The organism is Aeromonas mytilicola subsp. aquatica, assembly GCF_044336385.1.
Lineage (GTDB): Bacteria > Pseudomonadota > Gammaproteobacteria > Enterobacterales > Aeromonadaceae > Aeromonas > Aeromonas rivipollensis.
Window position 1 is genome coordinate 1,118,424 of the sequence record NZ_CP172298.1, and the last position, 18,709, is coordinate 1,137,132.

The 18,709-nt window shown below is 65.2% G+C and carries 9 protein-coding genes; 3 read left to right on the top strand and 6 right to left on the bottom strand.

Annotation, left to right across the window (positions count from 1 at the left end; genetic code table 11):
• Nucleotides 1-133: 133 nt before the first annotated feature.
• Nucleotides 134-466: a hypothetical protein gene (locus tag ACFWHB_RS05430; protein WP_395949621.1), complete on the bottom strand. Its 333-nt coding sequence runs from the start codon at nucleotides 464-466 to the stop codon at nucleotides 134-136.
• Between the two features lie 377 nt (nucleotides 467-843).
• Between ACFWHB_RS05430 and ACFWHB_RS05435 the strand changes: the two genes are divergently transcribed.
• Nucleotides 844-1,569, top strand: coding sequence for a Crp/Fnr family transcriptional regulator (locus ACFWHB_RS05435; RefSeq protein WP_106886082.1), 726 nt, complete (start codon nucleotides 844-846; stop codon nucleotides 1,567-1,569).
• Nucleotides 1,570-1,612: 43 nt separating this feature from the next.
• Here the strand turns inward: ACFWHB_RS05435 and ACFWHB_RS05440 are convergent, their stop codons facing one another.
• From ACFWHB_RS05440 to ACFWHB_RS05450, 3 genes are all read right to left on the bottom strand, one after another.
• The gene (locus ACFWHB_RS05440; RefSeq protein WP_395949622.1) at nucleotides 1,613-10,120 is read right to left on the bottom strand and encodes a GH36-type glycosyl hydrolase domain-containing protein; all 8,508 of its coding nucleotides are present in this window, start codon (nucleotides 10,118-10,120) and stop codon (nucleotides 1,613-1,615) included.
• A 333-nt stretch (nucleotides 10,121-10,453) separates the two neighbouring features.
• Nucleotides 10,454-11,884: an MATE family efflux transporter gene (locus tag ACFWHB_RS05445; RefSeq protein ID WP_395949623.1), complete on the bottom strand. Its 1,431-nt coding sequence runs from the start codon at nucleotides 11,882-11,884 to the stop codon at nucleotides 10,454-10,456.
• Nucleotides 11,885-11,985: 101 nt separating this feature from the next.
• Complete coding sequence (locus tag ACFWHB_RS05450; protein WP_106887882.1) at nucleotides 11,986-12,894, bottom strand: LysR family transcriptional regulator; 909 nt, start codon at nucleotides 12,892-12,894, stop codon at nucleotides 11,986-11,988.
• 496 nt (nucleotides 12,895-13,390) lie between these two features.
• On the opposite strand from ACFWHB_RS05450, the gene ACFWHB_RS05455 reads away from it, so the two are divergent.
• On the top strand, nucleotides 13,391-14,683 hold the full coding sequence (locus tag ACFWHB_RS05455) for an HAAAP family serine/threonine permease (RefSeq protein ID WP_162520220.1): 1,293 nt from the start codon (nucleotides 13,391-13,393) through the stop codon (nucleotides 14,681-14,683).
• Between the two features lie 136 nt (nucleotides 14,684-14,819).
• Complete coding sequence (gene yjeH, locus ACFWHB_RS05460; protein WP_303809152.1) at nucleotides 14,820-16,100, top strand: L-methionine/branched-chain amino acid transporter; 1,281 nt, start codon at nucleotides 14,820-14,822, stop codon at nucleotides 16,098-16,100.
• 60 nt (nucleotides 16,101-16,160) lie between these two features.
• Here the strand turns inward: yjeH and ACFWHB_RS05465 are convergent, their stop codons facing one another.
• Complete coding sequence (locus ACFWHB_RS05465; protein ID WP_303809154.1) at nucleotides 16,161-16,697, bottom strand: GNAT family N-acetyltransferase; 537 nt, start codon at nucleotides 16,695-16,697, stop codon at nucleotides 16,161-16,163.
• A gap of 83 nt (nucleotides 16,698-16,780) precedes the next feature.
• A complete protein-coding gene (locus tag ACFWHB_RS05470; protein WP_395949624.1) occupies nucleotides 16,781-18,514 on the bottom strand; it encodes an ABC-F family ATP-binding cassette domain-containing protein in 1,734 nt (577 codons plus the stop codon).
• Nucleotides 18,515-18,709 lie beyond the last annotated feature (195 nt).

Genomic DNA, 18,709 nt, shown 5'->3' on the forward strand with positions numbered 1-18,709 from the left:
GCCGCCCCTGATCCACATATATCCCCAGACTCATCCCTGCTGTCGCTTTGCTGATGCTGGGATCTCTTTTGCTTGCGCCACAGGCTGAATGACATGGCCCCCGGACCCAGGAGATGGGCCCGGGGGCTTTTTGCTAGAAAATGGCGGCCAGCAGCCAGCTGGCGATAAAGCCGATGGCGATCGCTATGCCGATGCTGCCCATGGGGTTGCTCTTGATCTTGCCGCGCAGGTCCTTGAGGTTGGAGGCTCTGGCCTCCTTTATCTCATTGCCTTTCTCGCTCAAGACGTTGGCGGTTGAATTGACCGCCTTGGCGACTTTGTCGACCGCCTCGTGGGTGTTCTCCGTCATCTGCTTCACCGTGGAATTGATGTTGTGAGCGGCATGGTCTGCCTCTCTCTTCTCCCCGGCAGGGATGACGCTGGTGTCCTCTTTGGTGACTGAGGCGCTTTTTTCAGCTGGGCTCATGATATTTCTCCATATCCGCTGTGTACCGGGGGAGGGGCGCTCCCTCTGGCATCTCTAGGTGGATGGGGTGGCAGTCCCATTGCGCCCTGATGTCGAGCAATGACTGCGATTGGCTGTGCGATGCAGTGGCACCCGAACAAGCATGCCGCCCACTGCGTCTGTGGGTGTCAGAACGACCTCAATATGCCTCATCCGTATTGTTGTGTCGGTACGTTAGGACACATAACAGGGAGTGTGTGAATGACGGACATATGGCCGCTCGGGTATTGCGGGCGGTTCAGTGGTGATGGCGCCGATACGTTAGCCCAGGTCGTGGGTTTGCCCTATCTTTAGCCTTGATTGAATTTTCGTGTGAGTCGCCACCTGGAGAGAGAGACATGCCTGAGCATCATCCGCGGTTGAACCATTTGCTGGCGGCCCTGCCCCCCGAGGTCTACACGCGTCTGCTGCCGCACCTCGAATACATAGATTTACCCCTGGGCAAGGTCTTGTACGAATCGGGCGATGCCCTGCGCCATGTCTATTTCCCCATCGACTGCATCGTCTCCCTGCTCTATGTGATGAAAGACGGCGCCTCGGCGGAGATCTCCGTGGTGGGCAACGAGGGGCTGATCGGGGTGGCCCTGTTCATGGGGGGCGAAAGCACCACCAGCCGCGCCCTGGTGCAGAGTGCTGGCCATGCCTACCGCCTGAAGGGGCAGTTGCTCAAAAGCGAATTCAATCTGCACGGCGACATGCTGCACCTGGTGCTGCGCTACACCCAGGCGCTCTTGACCCAGATGGCGCAGACGGCGGTGTGCAATCGTCACCACTCCATCGATCAGCAACTCTGCCGCTGGCTGCTGCTCTCCCTCGACAGGCTCTCGGGTGACAAGCTCTCCATGACCCAGGAGCTGATCGCCAACATGCTGGGGGTCAGGCGGGAGGGGGTGACGGATGCGGCGAGCAAGCTGCAAAAGCTGGGGGTGATAGAGTACCGCCGTGGCCACATCACAGTGCTGGACAGGCCCAAGCTGGAGCAGCTCAGCTGCGAATGCTATGCGGTGGTCAAGGCCGAGACGGACCGGCTGCTGCCCTACCTGCCCATAGTCCCCAAACCCTGAATACACCCTCCGATAGCCTCCCCTGACGACCATGGGGTGGCCGTCAGCGCGCCAGCGTGATCTCGACCCTGTGCTGCCCCTCCTGAAGAGGGATGCGCAGTGGCAGGGGGGCGGGCGCCAGGAGCACGCCATCGAGTCGCACGCTTCCCCCTTGCTGCCCTGATGGGGGCTCGGCACTCACCTCTATCCTGTAGTGGCAGTTCTCCAGGGTGATCGCCACGCTGAACCCGGGCCAATGGCTGGGCAGCCTGGGGGTGATGAGCAGAGCCTGCCCCTCACGTGTGATGCCCAGTATGCCGTCGAGCCCTGCCTGATACATCCAGCCTGCCGCCCCCGTGTACCAGGTCCAGCCACCCCGGCCCTGATGGGGGGCAACCGAGTAGATATCCGCCGCCATGACATAGGGCTCCACCTTGTAGCGCGCCATGGCCGAGCCATTCAGGGCGTGGTTGATGGGGTTGAGCAGGGCAAATTGCCGGCAGGCCTTGTCTGTCTCCCCCAGACGGGCAAAAGCCAGGACTGCCCAGACGGCGGCGTGGGTATATTGGCCGCCGTTCTCGCGAAGTCCGGGGGGATAGCCGCGAATGTAGCCGGGGTCCTGGGTCAGGGTATCGAAGGGCGGGCTGAACAGCAGGGAGAGGCCCTCCTCGTAGCGCACCAGATGGCGCTCCAGGGACTGCATGGCCATCCTGGCCCGGGCCGGATCGGCGGCGCCGGAGAGAACGGCCCAGGATTGGGCGATGGCGTCTATCTGGCACTCGGGGCTCTTTCTCGCTCCCAGCCAAGTGCCGTCGTCGAAGGTGGCCCGGCGATACCAGGCACCATCCCAGGCATGCTGCTCCAGGGCTGCCCCGACCCGCTCGGCGTGAGCCAGCCAGCGATCGGCACGGCCGTCGTGACGGGCCCGGGCCAGGGGGGCGAACAGACTGATGGTGCGCAGCAGCAACCAGCCTAGCCAGACACTCTCTCCCTTGCCGGCACTGCCGACCCGGTTCATGCCATCGTTCCAGTCCCCCGATCCCATGAGCGGCAGCCCCAGGCTGCCGGTGAGCGCCATGGCCTGATCCAGGCCGCGAGCACAGTGCTCATAGAGGGAGGCGACCTCCTCGCAGACCTGGGGCAGGAAGAAGGCATCCTGCTGATCCGGCCCAAGGGAGGGACCCTCCAGGAAGGGGATCTGCTCCTCGAGAACAGCGTCATCGGCGCTGCTGCGCACATAGGTGGCCGTGGCGAGTGCCAGCCAGACCCTGTCATCCGAGATCCGGGTGCGCACCCCCTGACCGGAGTGGGGCAGCCACCAGTGCTGCATGTCCCCTTCCACAAACTGGCGAGCCGCCGCCCGCAGCAGGTGTTGCCGGGTATCCCGGGGTGCGGCGAACCCCAGGGCCATGCCGTCTTGCAGCTGATCGCGAAAACCATAGGCCCCTCCCGCCTGATAGAAGGCGGAGCGGGCCCAGAGCCGGCAGGCCAGGGTCTGGTAGAGCAGCCAGCCGTTGAGCATGAAGTCCATGGCCAGATCGGGCGTCTTGACCTGCACGGCGCCAAGCAGCCCCTGCCATTGGGCTTCGACCTGTTCCAGTACCTCATCGAGATCCTGGCGATAACGCAGTATGAGGGCAGAGGCCTGCTCATCCGGCTCCCCCTGACCGAGCAGCACCAGGATCTCCAGCCGTTGGCCTGGCGCCAGATCAACGTGAGTCTGCAGCGCCGAGCAAGGGTCTATGCCGGCCCCTGTTCTGCCGGACAGGGGTCGGCCGCCCTGCAGCGCCGCCGGGGCGGCGAGCTGGCCCTGGTATCCGAGAAACTCGCTGCGATCGCCGGTCCAGCTGGTCTGTCTGCCACCGAGGTCGAGGAAGGCCACCCGCTCGGGGAAGGCGGCGTTCCAGGGATTGCGGGCCAGGATGGCCCCGGTCTGCTCGTCAATCCGGGTGGTGATGAAGGGGGCGCTGGCAGCGCGGGAGGCCCCCAGCACCCACTCCGCATAGCAGGTGATGCAGAGCCGGCGGGCGTTGCCGGTCAGGTTGTGCAGCGTCAGGCGAGAAATCTTGACGGGATCCGCCACCGGCACGTATTGCAGCAGCTCGCTGTGGATGCCATGGGCCTGGTGTTCAAAGCGGCTGTAACCAAAGCCATGGCGGGCGACATACTGGCCCCCGTCGTGGATGGGCTGGGCTGTGGGGCTCCACAGCGCCAGGCTGTCCTCGTCGCGAATGTAGATGGCCTCGCCGGCGGGATCCGTCACAGGGTCATTGGACCAGGGGGTCAGCTGGTTCTCCTTGCTGTTGTCGGCCCAGGTGTAGCCACTGCCGAGGGTGGAGGCCTGGAAGCCAAAGCCGGGGTTGGCGATCACATTGATCCAGGGGGCCGGCGTGGTCTGCTCGCCGCTGAGCAGGGTGACGTATTCGCGCCCCTCCCTGGCAAAGCCCCCCAGGCCATTGAAAAACGCCAGCTCGGGGTGATGGGGGGGCTTGATGGGCGCCTGGCCGTGGGCCTTGGCGGGGGTGACCGGGAAGGGCCGCGGTGGTGGCTCCTTGAGGCGGGCGAGCTGCTCTTGCAGGGGGCCGCGGCGCGCTATCAGCACGACCCGCGCCGCGGCGTACAGCAGCTCGCACAGCTCGCCGCTCATCAGGTCGCGGCGCACCGTGTAGACGGAGCCCTGGGCCAGCTCGGCATGGAAGCGCGGCCGGGACTGGCTGCTGCGCACTGCGGTGTCTATGCCGTTTTGCAGATCCTGCACATAGGTGGAGACATGCTCGTTCATGATCACCAGATCCACGGCCAGCCGCTTCATCCGCAGGTATTCGTGGGCCAGCAGCAGCTCATGCACCTGGGCCAGATCCTCCACATCGTCGATGCGCAGCAGCATGATGGGCAGATCCCCGGAGATGGACTGTTGCCAGAGGGCCGATTGCCGCGTCAGGCCACGGGCTATGGTGGCCGAGGCGGCGCGGAATCGGGCATCCCCATAGAGCAGGGGGGCGGCCAGCCGCTGGAAGTTGGCCCCGTCGGAGGGCTGGATGTTGAGATGGTGCAGTTGCACCTGGGCCTGGGTCCAGGCCAGCGTCTTGGCCCGCTGGAAGGCGTGGCGGTTGTGGTGCTGGTCGATGAGATCGAGCAGTGCCGGCCGAGAGGGGGCCACCAGGGTCCAGAAGGCGACATGGGTGCTGCTGCCAGGCAGGACATGGACCCGCTGGCGCAGGGCGAAGATGGGGTCGAGCACCGTGCCCGTGGTGTTGGAGAGGGGGACATGGCGCTGCAAGGCGTGGGCGGTGGCCAGGGTGCGCCCCTGGCCGATGAATCGGGCACGGTCGGATTCATATTGCAGGGTCCCGGCCAGATGGTCCTCGACGATGATGAAGTGGGCGGCCCACACCTCCTCCTCCTCGGGGGATCTGGGCCGCCGGGTGGCGATCAGGGCCCCCAGCTCTGCCAGGTATTCGGTGACCACAAAGAGCTTGCTGAAGGCCGGGTGGGCGCGATCCGCCTCCGGTGTGGTCAGCACCAGCTCGGCATAGGAGGTGAGCTCGATATGACGAAGGCGGCGACCGCGGTTGCTCAGGGAGATGCGCCTCACTTCCCCGTCCGCCTCACCGGAGACCAGCACCTCCAGGGTGGTGGTCAGGCGATCGTGATGATGAACGAACTGGGCGCGATCCTCGGCGAAAACCACCTCTCCCTTAGGATCCGAGTTGCCAAGAGGATGAGCGCAGGGGGACCAGGTCTCACCGCTCTGGACATCATGGAGGAAGAGGAAGGAGCCCCAGTGGTCGCGGGTGGCGTCCTCCTGCCAGCGGGTGATGGCGATGTGGCGCCAGCGGCTGTAACCCGCTCCTGCCCCGGTGAGCATGACGCAGTAGCGGCCATTGGAGAGCAGGTGGGTGACAGGGGCTCCCAGGCTGGCCGAGGAGAGGCGGCGCACCGAGCTCACCTCGAAGCCGCTCTGGGTGAGGGAGGCCTTGATCTCGGCGGCGTGGGGCCGAACGATGGCCATGTCCTGGGGGATCCGCTCCTGCAGCAGCAGATCGCAGGCCTGCACCATGGGGTCTTCATGGAAACGGGCGCGCATCTGCCCCCCGTGGAGGGCGTTGGCGAGGGCCACTATGGTCATCCCCTGGTGGTGGGCCATGAAGCTCTGCACTATGGCAACCTGCTGGCTGTCGGGCAGGCGCGAGGGGGTAAAGTCGAGGGCCTCGTAGAAGCCGTAACGGCCGCGGCCTCCCATGGCGGCCAGCCGCTGGAAGTTTGTCAGGGCCGCCCCCGGGTTGATCATGGCGGCCAGCCCGGTGGCATAGGGGGCGACCACTTTGTCCTCGGCCAACCCGCGCTTGAGGGCGAGCTGGGGGATGCCGAAATTGGAGTACTGGTAGGTGAACTCCATGTCCCTGGCGTTGTAAGCGGACTCCGAGATGCCCCAGGGGATGCCGAGGGCGTGGCCGTAGCGGATCTGGGCGTCGACGATCAGCCTGCTGGTCTGCTCAAGCTGCGAGCCGACCGGGGCCCGCATCACCAGGGCGGGCATCAGGTACTCGAACATGGAGCCGGACCAGGAGATGAGGGCGGCCCCTGTGCCCAGGGGGGTGGCCGCCCGTCCCAGCCTGAACCAGTGGCTGGTGACGACATCCCCCTTGGCGATGGCAAACAGGCTGGCCAGCCTCGCCTCCGAGGCGAGCAGATCGTAACAGCTGCCGTCGAGCCGGTTGTCGGAGAGGGAGTAGCCGATGGAGAGCAGGCGGCGCTCCTCATTGAGCAGGAACCCGAAGTCCATCCCCATGGCGAGGGCGCGGGCCTGGGCTGCCAGGGCGTGCAGCCGTCGCTGGCGCATCTCGGGGTCGGCGGCCTGATCCTGCAGATGTTCGGCCACCACCCGCTTGAGGGCCTCCAGCCAGAAGAGGAGCTCCTCTCCCTCCCGTTGACAGGCCTGCAGGTCGAGCTGGTGCGCCGTGTTGCTGGCTTGCACCGTCAGCCGGGCGAGCACCGGGAGCTGGTGGGTTGCCGACAGGGGGCGGGCGAGCTGGCCACGGATCTCCTTGAGGCTGGCGCCGAGGGCCTGCACCTGGCCGCTCTCCTTCATGGCGTAAGCCTGCAGGGCCTGCTCCGCCAGCAGGCAGGTATCCAGGATGCCGCTGCAAATGGCGCTGTCCCCTTCCTGTTGCTGCCAGCGCTCGCAGCCGGTGGCGACCACCAGCAGGTGGCCGGCCAGGTTGCCGCTGTCCACCGAAGAGACATAGGCCGGCTCCAGGGTGAGCAGGCTGCGGGTATCGTACCAGTTGAAGAAGTGACCCTTGAAACGGGGCAGACGCTGCATCACGGCCAGGGTGGTTTCCAGCCGCTTGAGGGTGGCGCAGCACCCGGCCCAGCCAAAATCATTGGCCGCTAGGGCGGAGAGCAGATAGAGCCCCATGTTGGTGGGGGAGGTGCGATGGGCGATGACCTCCTGCGGACTCTCCTGCACGTTGTCCGGCGGCAGATGATTGTCCAGATCGGTGACCAGGGTCTCGAAATAGCGCCAGGTCTGGCGGGCGACCAGGCGCAGCTCGGCGGCCTGGGCGGGAGTGCAGCTCATCTGTCTGGCGAGGTCGGGGGGGCGGCTGGTCCAGTAGGCCACCAGCGGGGCCAGCAGCCAGAGCAGGCTGACCGGCAGCACCAGAGGCCAGGCGGTGGGGGTTCCCAGCAGGGTGAGGCCGCTGACCCCAATGGCAAGCAGCACCCCGGCCATCATCAGCCGATAAAACCCGGTCCAGGCCAGGCGCGGTGAACCCGAACTCTGGGCCGAGGTGGTCCACTCCAGCAGGTGGCGATGGGAGAGGAAGAGGCGAAACAGGGTGCGCACTATGGCATCCGTCATGCGCCAGGCCTGATCGGCCAGAAACACCAGGCTGAGCAGGGCCTGCATGAAGGCCCGTTGCAGCCGCTGGCCGACCATCCCCAGGTAGTGGCGCCACAGGATATCCCGCTTGCGAGGGATCAGGGTGAAGAGCAGCGGCAGGAAGAGGGGCAATGCCTGGGCAGCGAACAGCAGGAGGCTGGCGATTGTTGCTGTGCCCAGCGGCAACTGCCAGCCGGCCAGCAGTGCCAGCAAGGTGCTTGGTGCCAGCAGGGAGCGGCAGAGGTTGTCAAACATCTTCCAGCGCCCGATGAGCGGCAGGGCGTCCTGTCCGCGTCTGCGCCGGCAGATCCAGGCGAGCAACTGCCAGTCCCCTCGGGTCCAGCGATGCTGGCGCTTGGCACTGACGTCATAACGGGAGGGAAACTCCTCGACGACCTCGATATCCGAGGCGAGCCCCGCCCGGGCGAAGATCCCCTCGAACAGATCATGGCTCAGGTGGCTGTTGTCCGGCACGCGCCCCGCCAGGGCGGCGGTGAAGGCATCCACGTCATAGATGCCCTTGCCGGTGAAGGAGCCCTCCCCGAACAGATCCTGATAGAGGTCGGAGACGGTGGCGGCATAGGGATCCATGCCCCCGGGCCCGGAGTAGAGTCGCTGATAGTAGGAGCCGTCCTGACCCAGCGGCAGCGAGGGGGTGACCCGGGGCTGCAGTATGCCGTAGCCATGGGGGACACGCTGGCGCCCGGCGTCGAGGTGGGGGTGATTGAGGGGGTGGGCCATCTTGCCAATGAGCCGGCTGGCGGCATCCCTTGGCAGGCGGGTATCCGCGTCCAGGGTGATGACATAGCGCACCCCCTGGGGGATGGCGGGGGGCTGGCCGTCCGTCGTCATGAAGCTGGTATCCGCCGCGCCGCGCAGCAAGCGGTTCAGCTCGTAGAGCTTGCCCCGCTTGCGCTCCCACCCCATCCAGCACCCCTCGCCCGGGTTGAACCTGCGGTGGCGATGGAGCAGCCAGAAGCGATCCCCCGAGGGGCCAGGGCCATATTTTTCGTTGAGCCGGGCAATGGCCTGGCGTGCCGCCGCCAGCAGGGCCTCATCTCCCGGCAGCCGCTCTTGCTGCGCATCCACACCGTCGCTGAGCAGGGCAAAGCTGATATCGCCGCTGACCCCGGAGAGATGATGCACCTCCAGCTGCTCGACCTGTGCCAGCAGCTCGGATGACGACACCAGCAGGGTCGGCATGACCACCAGGGTGCGCAGCGAGGGCGGGATGCCGTGGGTGAGATCCATGGCGGGGAGGGGGCTGGGAACCAGGTGCGCGCTGATGAGGTAGTTGACCAGGGCCAGGGCCACGGCATGGGCCGGCAGGAGTGCAAACAGGAAGAAGAGCCCCATCCAGAGTGACCAGGGTTCATCTGGGGAGACCAGCAGGCGATGGCTTAGGGCCAGCAGAAAGAGGGTCACCAGGGTGATGATGCCGATGTAACCCTGGATGCCGAGCCGGGCGTAAAAGCGGTGCAGGCGAAGGCGCAGGGGAGGGCGAAATCCGAGCTCGGCCTCGAGGGCGGGTCGCCCCTCTGCGATCAGGTGATAGCCGGGCTCCGCTGCTCTTCGCCGGATCTCGTCCTGCTGCTCCTCCGGTGGGAGCCGGGTCGCGGCCAGGACCCTGGCCGTGACCGCCAGCTCGTCGTGGTCGGAGTAGCGGGCCAACTCTTCTATGGCCTGGCGATAGAGGTTGCGGGTGGGGAAGTCCATCTCGGCAAAGGGGCTCTCTGCGCGCAGCTGATGATCCACCAGGCTCATCCCCTCGACGAGTTCACTCCAGTCCATGCCGGAGATGAGGCGCATGCTGGTGATGACGTTGCGAATGGTGACGTTGGAGGCGCCCTGGCGCTGCTGGGCATGCTGCACCACCTCCTCCACCGACAGGCCTTGCCGGGTGAGGCGCTCCTCCAGCCAGCCGAGTGCCGGTGTGGTGTTGGGATCCTGATCCCGCAGCTGCTTGACCAGCTGGGCGGCAAACAGCTCGGAGAGCGGGCCGCTCGCCCGGGAGGCGATGTCTTCGTTGAGTGCCGAGACGGCGCAGCCCTCCACGAGCAGGCGGGTGCAGAGGGCATCGGCATCGGCTCTGATCTGCTGGGCCAGGGTGATCTGCTCCACCAGGCGGCGCAGGTTTTCAATGAGCACGATCCTGAGGGTGATGGGCACGGCCCAGAGCTCCCCAATGGTCAGGGGCTGCACGCGCTGATAGGCGAGGATGAAGCGGCTCAGGATCTCGGCGTCGAAGTGGCTGTCGTTGTGGGCGATGAAGGCCCAGGCGATGCCAAAGACCCTGGGGTAGCCCGCGAAGGGGCCGGCGGCGAGCTTGGGCAACTGACGGTAGTAACCGCCGGGCAGGCTGCTGCGGATCTCGTAGAGCTGGGCCTCGACCAGGTGATAGTTGTCGAGGAACCACTCGGCCGCGTGGGTCAGATCATGACCCAGCTCGAGCTCGGCGGCGCTGCTCCGGTAGGCGCGAGAGAGGACGGCCTCGTTGGCCTTGAGCCGCAGATGCAGGGAAGGCACAGAGATGGGGGTCGCCGTCACCGGCTGCGCCTCGGCCAGGGTAGTGGCATGGAGTTCCAGCCGCTCTATGCCGAACAGCTCTTCACGAATGGGCTCCTTGCTCTGCCAGGGGCCGGTGGCGCTATGCACGCCAAGCCATCCGGCTAACCACTCATTCATGGGCCGTCTCCTGCTCGTTCAGGGCGGGGGCAGACTCGCCACTGCATGGCCGTTGGGACATGGGCAATCCTCGCTGGCAAGGGGTGACGGGGCTGCTGTCATCGGCATGCCGGATGAAGTGAAAACCCCGTCCTGGTCATGGGCAAGGGGGGCTGCCACAGTGCCTGGGCTATGGGCTCCCGGGCCGGCAACCGCGATGGGTCGCCGCGCCCCCGGCCTGACAAACGCAGGGGAAGGGGGCTGGCAACATTGAGACTATGGGGGAGGGGAAGGGGGCTGTCTGTTCGTTAACGTACATAAGGTGAGGGGCAGTTCACCACGCCGCCTCAGCCGTCAGCCGAGATCGGTCGAGGCGAACCGCTCCCCCCTGGCCAGCGCCCGGCTGGACTCTACGGGGCTGTGCTGGTGGTGGAGGGGCCTGGCCTGCGCGAGGCGATGCCACTCCCGCCACAACAGCCAGCACAGCGGCGGTGTCAGCAGCAGCACGGTCGCGGGCTGGGCCAGCAGCACGCCGTCGCGGCCCCACCAGAGCGGCAGCAGGAAGATGAGGGGCAGCAGCAGCGCCGTCTTGGCGGCCGAGATGACCAGGGCCTGACGGGTGCGCGCCATGGATTGCAACAGCACTATGCCGAACATGATGATCCCCTCCAGCGGTATGGCGGCGAGGTTGAGGGTCAGGCTGCTGACGGCGGCGGCCAGCAGCTCGGCATCCTGATCCCCGGTGTAGAGCATGGCGACCTGGCGCGGCAGCAGCTGGATCAGCAGCCAGACTCCCATGCCATAGACCAGCGTGATCTTGAGCCCCATGGCCATCAGGAATCTGAGATCCCGCAGGCGCCCGGCCCCGGTGGCCTGGCTGATCAGCGGCTGGATGCCGAAGGCCAGCCCCTGCAGGATCACGATGAACACCGCCTCTGTGTAACCCGCCACAGTGAAGCCCGCCAGATCCTTGACCGAGCCGTGCACCATCAGCTGGCTGTTGTGCAGCAGCAGCAGCAGCCCCAGGTTGAACTGGGCAATGAGGCTCGGCAGCCCGGTGAACAACAGCTTGGGCATGGCCGGGAAGCTGGGCACCAGCTGGCGCCATGAGAGGCGCAGCCTGGCGTGGGAGCTAAAGAAATAGCCAAGGCCAAGCAGGCTGACCACCCCTTCCGAGATGAGGGTGGCCTGGGCCGTGCCCACCAGCCCCAGCCCCAGGCGGCCGACCATGATGTAGTTGAGCAGTATGTTGAGCAGGGCGCCGCAGCTCACCAGCACCATGGCGAGGCGGGGGCGACCGTCGTTGCGCAGCAGATAGGGCACCGCCAGGTTGCTGGCCAGCAGCAGGGTGCCGCCCCCTATCCAGCCGAGGTAGTCGCTGGCCTGTTGCCAGGTCTCGGTATCCGGTGCTATGCCCAGGGCCAGCAGGATGTCGGTGTGCCAATGGTGCAGCAGCAGCGGCGCCACTATCCCCAGCAGCCCCAGCAGCCAGAATGCATTAACTAGGGCCTGACGGGCCAGGGCGAGGTTTCTGGCCCCCTGCTGGAGGGAGATGGCGGTCGCCGCCCCCATGGCGACCATGGCGGCGAGGCCGATCAGCACCATGATGACCGGGTAGACCAGGTTGATCCCGGCGAGACCGGCGGCCCCCACATAGTGGCCGACGAAGATGCCATCCACCAGGTAATAGGCGCCGGAGACCAGCATGGCCATGATGGAGGGGAGGGCATAGCCCCAGAAACGGCGGGTCATGGCCCGCTGACGGCGAATGAAATAGGCTGACATATCTGTGCTTCAGCCGGGTCGGGGATCGAAGCCACAGTGTAGATTCTTAGCTTTCCATTGATAATCTGGTGTTTATTTGATGGATTAATGAATATTGCTCATTAGTCTCGCGGGCTATGGTGGGCCTTCAACATGTCTATCAGGGCCCGCAGGCCGTGGCCCAGCTGGTGGCGGCTGGGGTAGAAGAGATTGAAGCCGGCAAAGGTGGGGCTCCAGTCGGCCAGCACAGTCACCAGCCGACCCGCCGCCAGGGCCTCGCTCACCTCCTCCTCATAGCAGTAGGCCAGCCCCAGGCCCGCCTCGGCCGCCCCCAGATAGAGGGCGGGAGTGCTGGTGGTCAGCGGCCCGCTCACCTCTATCTCCAGCAGCTCGCCGTCGGCGGCAAAGGCCCAGCGATAGTGGTGATGAGGGGTGAGGCGATAGCCGATGCAGTCGTGCTGGCTGAGCTCGGAGGGGTGCAGGGGGATGCCGCGCCTTGCCAGGTAGTCGGGGGAGCCCACCACCAGATAGCGCTGCAACGGGCCCAGGGGCACGGCTATCATCTCCTGGGGCAGCAGATCGCCGTAGAAGAGGGCGGCGTCATAGCCATCCTCGATGAGACGGGGCATCAGCTCCTGCTCCACCACCTCCACCTGCATGCGCGGATAGCGCACCAGATAGTCGATAAGCACCGGGGCCAGCACCTCCTGGATGGCGGCTCTGGGGGCACAGATCTTCAGCCTTCCGACCGGCTCATCCCCATGACGCGTCAACTCCTCCAGCGCCTCCTCCAGCTGACCCAGGGTCGGCAGCAGCTGCGTCAGCAATCGCTCCCCCGCATCGGTCGGCACCACGGCTCTGGTGCTGCGATTGAGCAGCCTGACCCCCAGACGACTCTCCAGCCCCTTGAGGGAGTGGCTCAGGGCCGAGGCCGAGACCCCGAGCTCGAGGGCGGCCCGGCTGAAACTGCGGTGGCGGGCGACGGCGGCAAATACCGCCAGTTCGGCGAGATCGGTGCGGGTGATGGTCATGTTCAGCAAGGGGCAGTGGGGGAAAACCAAGGGTACGCCAAGGGGGCACGGGAGACAATCGGCACGCTGTCGCGGGGATTGTAACTGTTTTGTTGCTATTTCCAGGGGGCTGAAAATCACCACCTATTTTTAATTTGTTAAAAAATTTTCGCAACACGGGGCCTGTAATGTGATCTTGCTCGTTTGAAAGGCGACTGAAGTCAAACTTTGGTTGATTAATTCAAAAAAACGCTGTGATTAATAGGGCCTTTTAACTAGAGTCAGCTCATCGGATGAGGTGGCCGTTGCCAGTTTGTTAAATGGCGCGAGCAACACCCTCAGCATCACGATCTCATGCCTTCGTTTGTTGCAATTTGGTTGTCACATGGAGTGATGGCCGGATAGCCGGGGCCTGAGAATAAAAAAAGGACGAACAGCAGGTGTTCCAGGGAGAGGAACCGGGCCCATGCCCACTGACTAGTAAGAATCCACCTTCCTTGATGACAGGAACATCCCTATGTCTGACATGAATATTGCAGTTGAAGGCAGCTTGAGCAAAGCCTCCTCCCGTGGCATCAACAAGGCCGATCTGGTCTGGATGCTGGGCCTGTACGGTACCGCCATCGGTGCCGGTGTCCTCTTCCTGCCGATCAATGCCGGCGTCGGTGGCCTCTGGCCGCTGGTGGCCATGCTGGTGCTGGCCCTGCCGCTGACCTTCTTCGCACACCGCGGCCTGACCCGCTTCGTGCTGTCCGGCTCCACCCGTGATGGCGACATCACCGAAGTGGTGGAAGAGCACTTCGGCAAGACCGCAGGCAAGTTCATCACCCTGCTCTACTTCTTTGCCATCTACCCCATTCTGCTGATGTACTCGGTCGCCATCACCAATACCGTCGAGAGCCTGATGGTTCACCAGCTGGGCATGACGGCACCTCCCCGTGCCATTCTGTCGCTGGTGCTGATCCTGGGTCTGATGGCGATCGTTCGCCTCGGCGGCCAGGTGATCGTCAAGGCGATGAGCGTGCTGGTATTCCCCTTCGTGATCACCCTGATGGGCCTGGCGCTCTACCTGATCCCGCACTGGAACGGTGCCATTGTGACCGAAGCGCCTGCGCTGTCCGAGGCCTTCAACGGTGACTTCATCAAGACCCTGTGGCTGGCTATCCCGGTCATGGTGTTCTCCTTCAACCACTCCCCGATCATCTCCTCCTTCGCGGTGGACAATAAAGGTCGTTACGGTGAAGGTGCCGAGAAGAAGTGCAGCAACATACTGCTGGGCGCCCACGTCATGATGGTGATGACTGTGATGTTCTTCGTATTCAGCTGCGTACTTAGCCTCTCCCCGGCTGATCTGGCGGCTGCCAAGGAACAGAACATCTCCATCCTGTCCTACCTGGCCAACCACTTCGACAACCCGGTGATCGCCACCGTGGCACCGCTGATCGCCCTGGTTGCCATCAGCAAGTCCTTCCTGGGTCACTACCTGGGTGCGCAAGAAGGCATGAACGGCCTGATGGCCAAGGCGCTGCGCGAGAAGGGCAAGAAGGTCGAGATCAAGCAGCTGAACAAGGTGACCGCTGTCTTCATGATCCTGACCACCTGGGCCATCGCCACCATCAACCCGAGCATCCTCGGCATGATCGAAGACCTGGGCGGCCCCATCATCGCCATGCTGCTGTTCCTGATGCCGATGTACGCCATCGCCAAGATCCCGGCCATGCGCAAATACGCTGGCAACCTCAGCAACGGCTTCGTGACCCTGATTGGCCTGATCGCCATGTCCGGCATCATCTACAAGCTGATTGCCTGATAATTCCGGTTACGCCGTTGAATGAAGAAGCCGCCTCCCAAGAGGCGGCTTCTTTATTTGCGGCGCAGAGTGCTTAACAAAGCCGTGGCGGCGGCCTAACATGGCGGGATGTTTTTTCTAGACAGGACAAAAGGATATGTCTGGGTTGAAAAAGGATCTCGGGCTCTGGCAGGGGATGGGGCTGCTCGCCACCTCATTGCTCGGCACCGGGATCTTCGTGGTGCCGGCCACCGCAGCGTCGCTGGCGGGGGGCGCGTCGCTGTGGGCCTGGGTGCTGCTCATCGTACTGGTACTGCCCATCGCCTTCACCTTCGCCCGCCTCGGTCGCCGCTACCCCCATGCGGGCGGGGCGCCGCACCTCATCGGGCTCGCCTTTGGCAACGGCGCCGAGCGCTTCTCCGCCTTCCTGTTTCTGGCGGTGCTGCCGGTGGGGCTGCCCGCCGCCCTCACCATAGCCGCCGGTTTCTGGCACGCCCTGTTCGACATGGGAGAGTGGACCCTGTGGGCCATCCAGCTGCTGACCCTGCTTGGGGTCTTCCTGCTCGGCCTGCGGGGGGCGCGTTCCTCCGGCAACCTGCAACTGCTGATTGCCCTGGCCATATTGGGGCTGACCCTGCTCATCTGGTTCAAGGGGGATCTCAGCTGGCGTGACGGGGCCCAGCCGCTGCCGACGGCCGCCGAATGGCCCGCCATGGGCACGGCGCTGGCGGTGATGTTCTGGTGCTTCGTGGGGCTGGAAGCTTTCGCCCACATGGGGGAGGAGTTCAAGCGACCGGAGCGGGACTATCCCCTGGCCCTGCTCGGCGGCGTCTTGCTGGCGGGGCTCATCTACTGGGTGCACTCCCTGGTGGTGCTCAAATACGGTCTCTATGGGGACGAGGCGACCAATGCCACCGCCATCCCGGCCCTGCTCTCCCTGCTGTTCGGCCCCACCGCCAAGTGGTTGGTGGCGGTGCTCGGCTACCTCTCCTGCTTTGCCAGCATCAACATCTATCTGCAAGGGTTTGCGCGCCTTATCTGGAGCATGGCGCGGGAGGGCAAGCTGCCCGCCTCCCTCTCCCGCCTCTCGGCCCGTGGTGCGCCCCTCAATGCCCTGTGCTGGGTGCTCGCCATCTGCCTGGTCTCCATCACCCTGATCCTCTGGCTCAAGCTGCCGCTCGATGAGCTCATCCGCTACGCCAACGGCAACTTCGTGCTGGTCTATCTGCTCTGCATGGCGGCGGGCTGGCGTCTGCTCGGCGGCATGGGCAAGGGGCTGGCGGGGGTGAGCGTCTTGCTCTGCGCGGCCGTGCTGGTGGCGCTCGCCTCCCAGGTGCTCTATGCGGTGGTGCTGAGCGCGGGCTACGGCTGCTTCTCCCTGTGGCGGCGCAGACGTCGCCGCACCCGGGCCACGGAGAACATCTGCGCCATCAAGTAGCCACCCGAAAAGAAGCCCCGCAGTGCGGGGCTTTTTACTGGCTATCAGATGTGGTGGTGCTCAAAGGTCTGGCAGGTCGCTGCGCAGCAGGGCGTAGTGGCGAAGGGAGATGAAGCCATCTCCCTTCCACTCGCACTCCCGCGCCGTGCCTTCGTAGCGAAAGCCGGCTCGCTCCAGCAGGCGGGCGGAGGGGAGGTTGGGCTCCTCCACTACCGCCAGCAGCCGGTGCAGCGCTGTTGTGCGGTAAGTCAGCGGGAGCCACAGCCGCAGCGCCGCGATCATCACCCCCTTGCCCCAGTGTTCGGGATAGAGCCAGTAGCCGATCTCGGCCCCTTTGTGCTGCGGGTCGGCATCGTTGTAGCCGATGGCTCCCAGCGGCTCTTTGGTGCGCGTATTGCGAATGAGGTGCCAAGCACCGCGGCCCGTGCGGGTCAGCTCGGCGTACCACTCCATCTGGGCCTGACATTCTGCCAAGCTGTCGTAGCTGATGCCGTAGCAGGCGATGACTCGCGGATCCGACAGGCCACGATAGATGTGCGGCAGGTCGGCATAGATGACGGGATCCAGCCTGATCTCTGGCGGTGTAGTTGATGTCATGGTGGCTCCTTGCGGCCAGTCGTGGCTGGCCGCGTGTGTTGAGTCAAACTGGGGTGGATGGCCAAGGTGGTTTATGGGTGCGCTCATGATTCGACAAGCCCGAGCAAGCCGGCAAGCCTTGCCAGCTCATGGCGCCACTCCTGCTGCAGCCGCGGGGTCTGATGCCTGGGCTTGCGGGCGAGATCGGCGGCCAGCAGGGCATCGAGCTCATACCAGCGGGCCAGCAGCGCCTCTTCGTCATCCACCGTGCTGGCAGGAGCCTGGCGGGCGTCATGCCCGGATGGCCCCTCAGCCACCACTCTCTGCTGGTGGTCGATCAGCTCGGCATAGGCCCGCTCGGCACTGTGGGCCTCCTGGATGCGTCCATCTCTGATCAGCCAGAAGCGGTTGCAGCTGCGCTCGATCAGATCCCGGTCGTGGGAGACCAGCAAGACGCCCCCGGGGAAGGCGTTCAAGGCCTCGGCCAGCTCCTCCTTGCCCGCCAGATCCAGGTGGTTGGTGGGTTCATCGAGCCAGAGCAGATGGTGGCTCGCCAGGGAGAGGGCGAGAAACAGCAGCCTGGCCCGCTCTCCCCCGCTCAAGGCGTGCACCCGCTGGCCATGGCGGGAGTAGGGGAAGCCCGCGCGGATCAGGGCCTGGCGCAGTGTCACCTCCGGCAAGGGCGCCAGGGGATAGAGGGCGTCGCTCAGGGTGGCGTCGCCGTCCAGCTGCTGCAGGGACTGATCGTAGTAGGCGATGCTGGCGCCGGGGTGGCGATACCAGCCCTCACCCGGCTGTTGATCACGCACCTCGCCCCAGCACTGGCGCAGCAGGGAGGACTTGCCGGTGCCGTTGGCGCCGAGCAGGGCGACCCTGTCGCCGGCCCGCAACCAGAGATCCTCGGCCCGCAGCAGGGGCGGCAAGCCCGGGGCGGGGCGCACCTCCAGGGCTTCCAGTCGCAGCAGGGCATCGGCGGGCAGTGCCTGCCCGTGCAGCTCGAGGCGCCAGGGGGCTGGCGCCGCGACCTGGCTCTGCTCCTCCTGCAGGCGGGTGATGCGTTTTTCCATGGATTTGGCCTGGCGCACCAGCTTCTCGTTGTCATGCTCCCGCCCCCAGATGGCGAGGCGCTTGCTGCTGGCACTCAGGCGGTCAATCTCCTTCTGCTCGTCGGCCCGGCGCAGGCGGGCCTGCTCGTCCTCCTCGGCCAGCGCCACCCTGGCCTGACTGCAGGGCAGGGCGAAGCGATGGAGTCGTCCATCCCGCAGGATCAGGGTCTCGCGGGTCACCCGATCGAGCAGGCGGGCATCGTGGGAGACCAGCACCAGGGCGCCCCGCCAGCCCAGGAGGAACTGCTCCAGCCAGAGCAGGGCGGGCAGATCCAGGTGGTTGCTGGGTTCATCCAGCAGCAACAGGTTGGGCTGGCGCAGCAGGGCGCGGCCTAGTTGCAACCGGGTGTGCTGGCCGCCGCTCAGGGCGCTGACGGGGAGCTCGGCCTGCTCTTCGAGCTGCAGCTCGGTCAGCATCTTGTCCACCTGCCAGTCGGCGGCGGGGTCACCCGCCAGGGCATCCTGCAGCACGGCGCGGGTGCCTAGCCCTTGCAGCCTTGGGGGCAGGTGCTGGGCCACGAACTCGCAGCGGCAGGGGGCGGCCTGCTGCACCCGTCCGTCATGGGGTTGCAGCTCACCGGCCAGCAGGGCGAGCAGTGTGCTCTTGCCGCAGCCATTGGCGCCAATCAGGCCCAGGCGATCGCCGCTCTGGATGCCGAGATTTATGTTGTCAAACAAGGGGAGGTGTCCCGCAGTCATCTGCAGGGAGTGGGTACTCATCAGTGTCGTCATGCTCTTGCTCTCTTAAATGGCGGGATCGGAAATCCCTGTCATCAGGAGTGCTGGCGACAACGGTCGAGAAAGGTCTCGGTGTGGAAGGAGTCGGCTTTGCTCGAACCCGCTATCGCAGCGCGATGGTATGCAGGCAAGAGCGGGCGAATGTGCCGAACAGGCGAGCCGAGAACATCGGACACGCTTGGATAACCA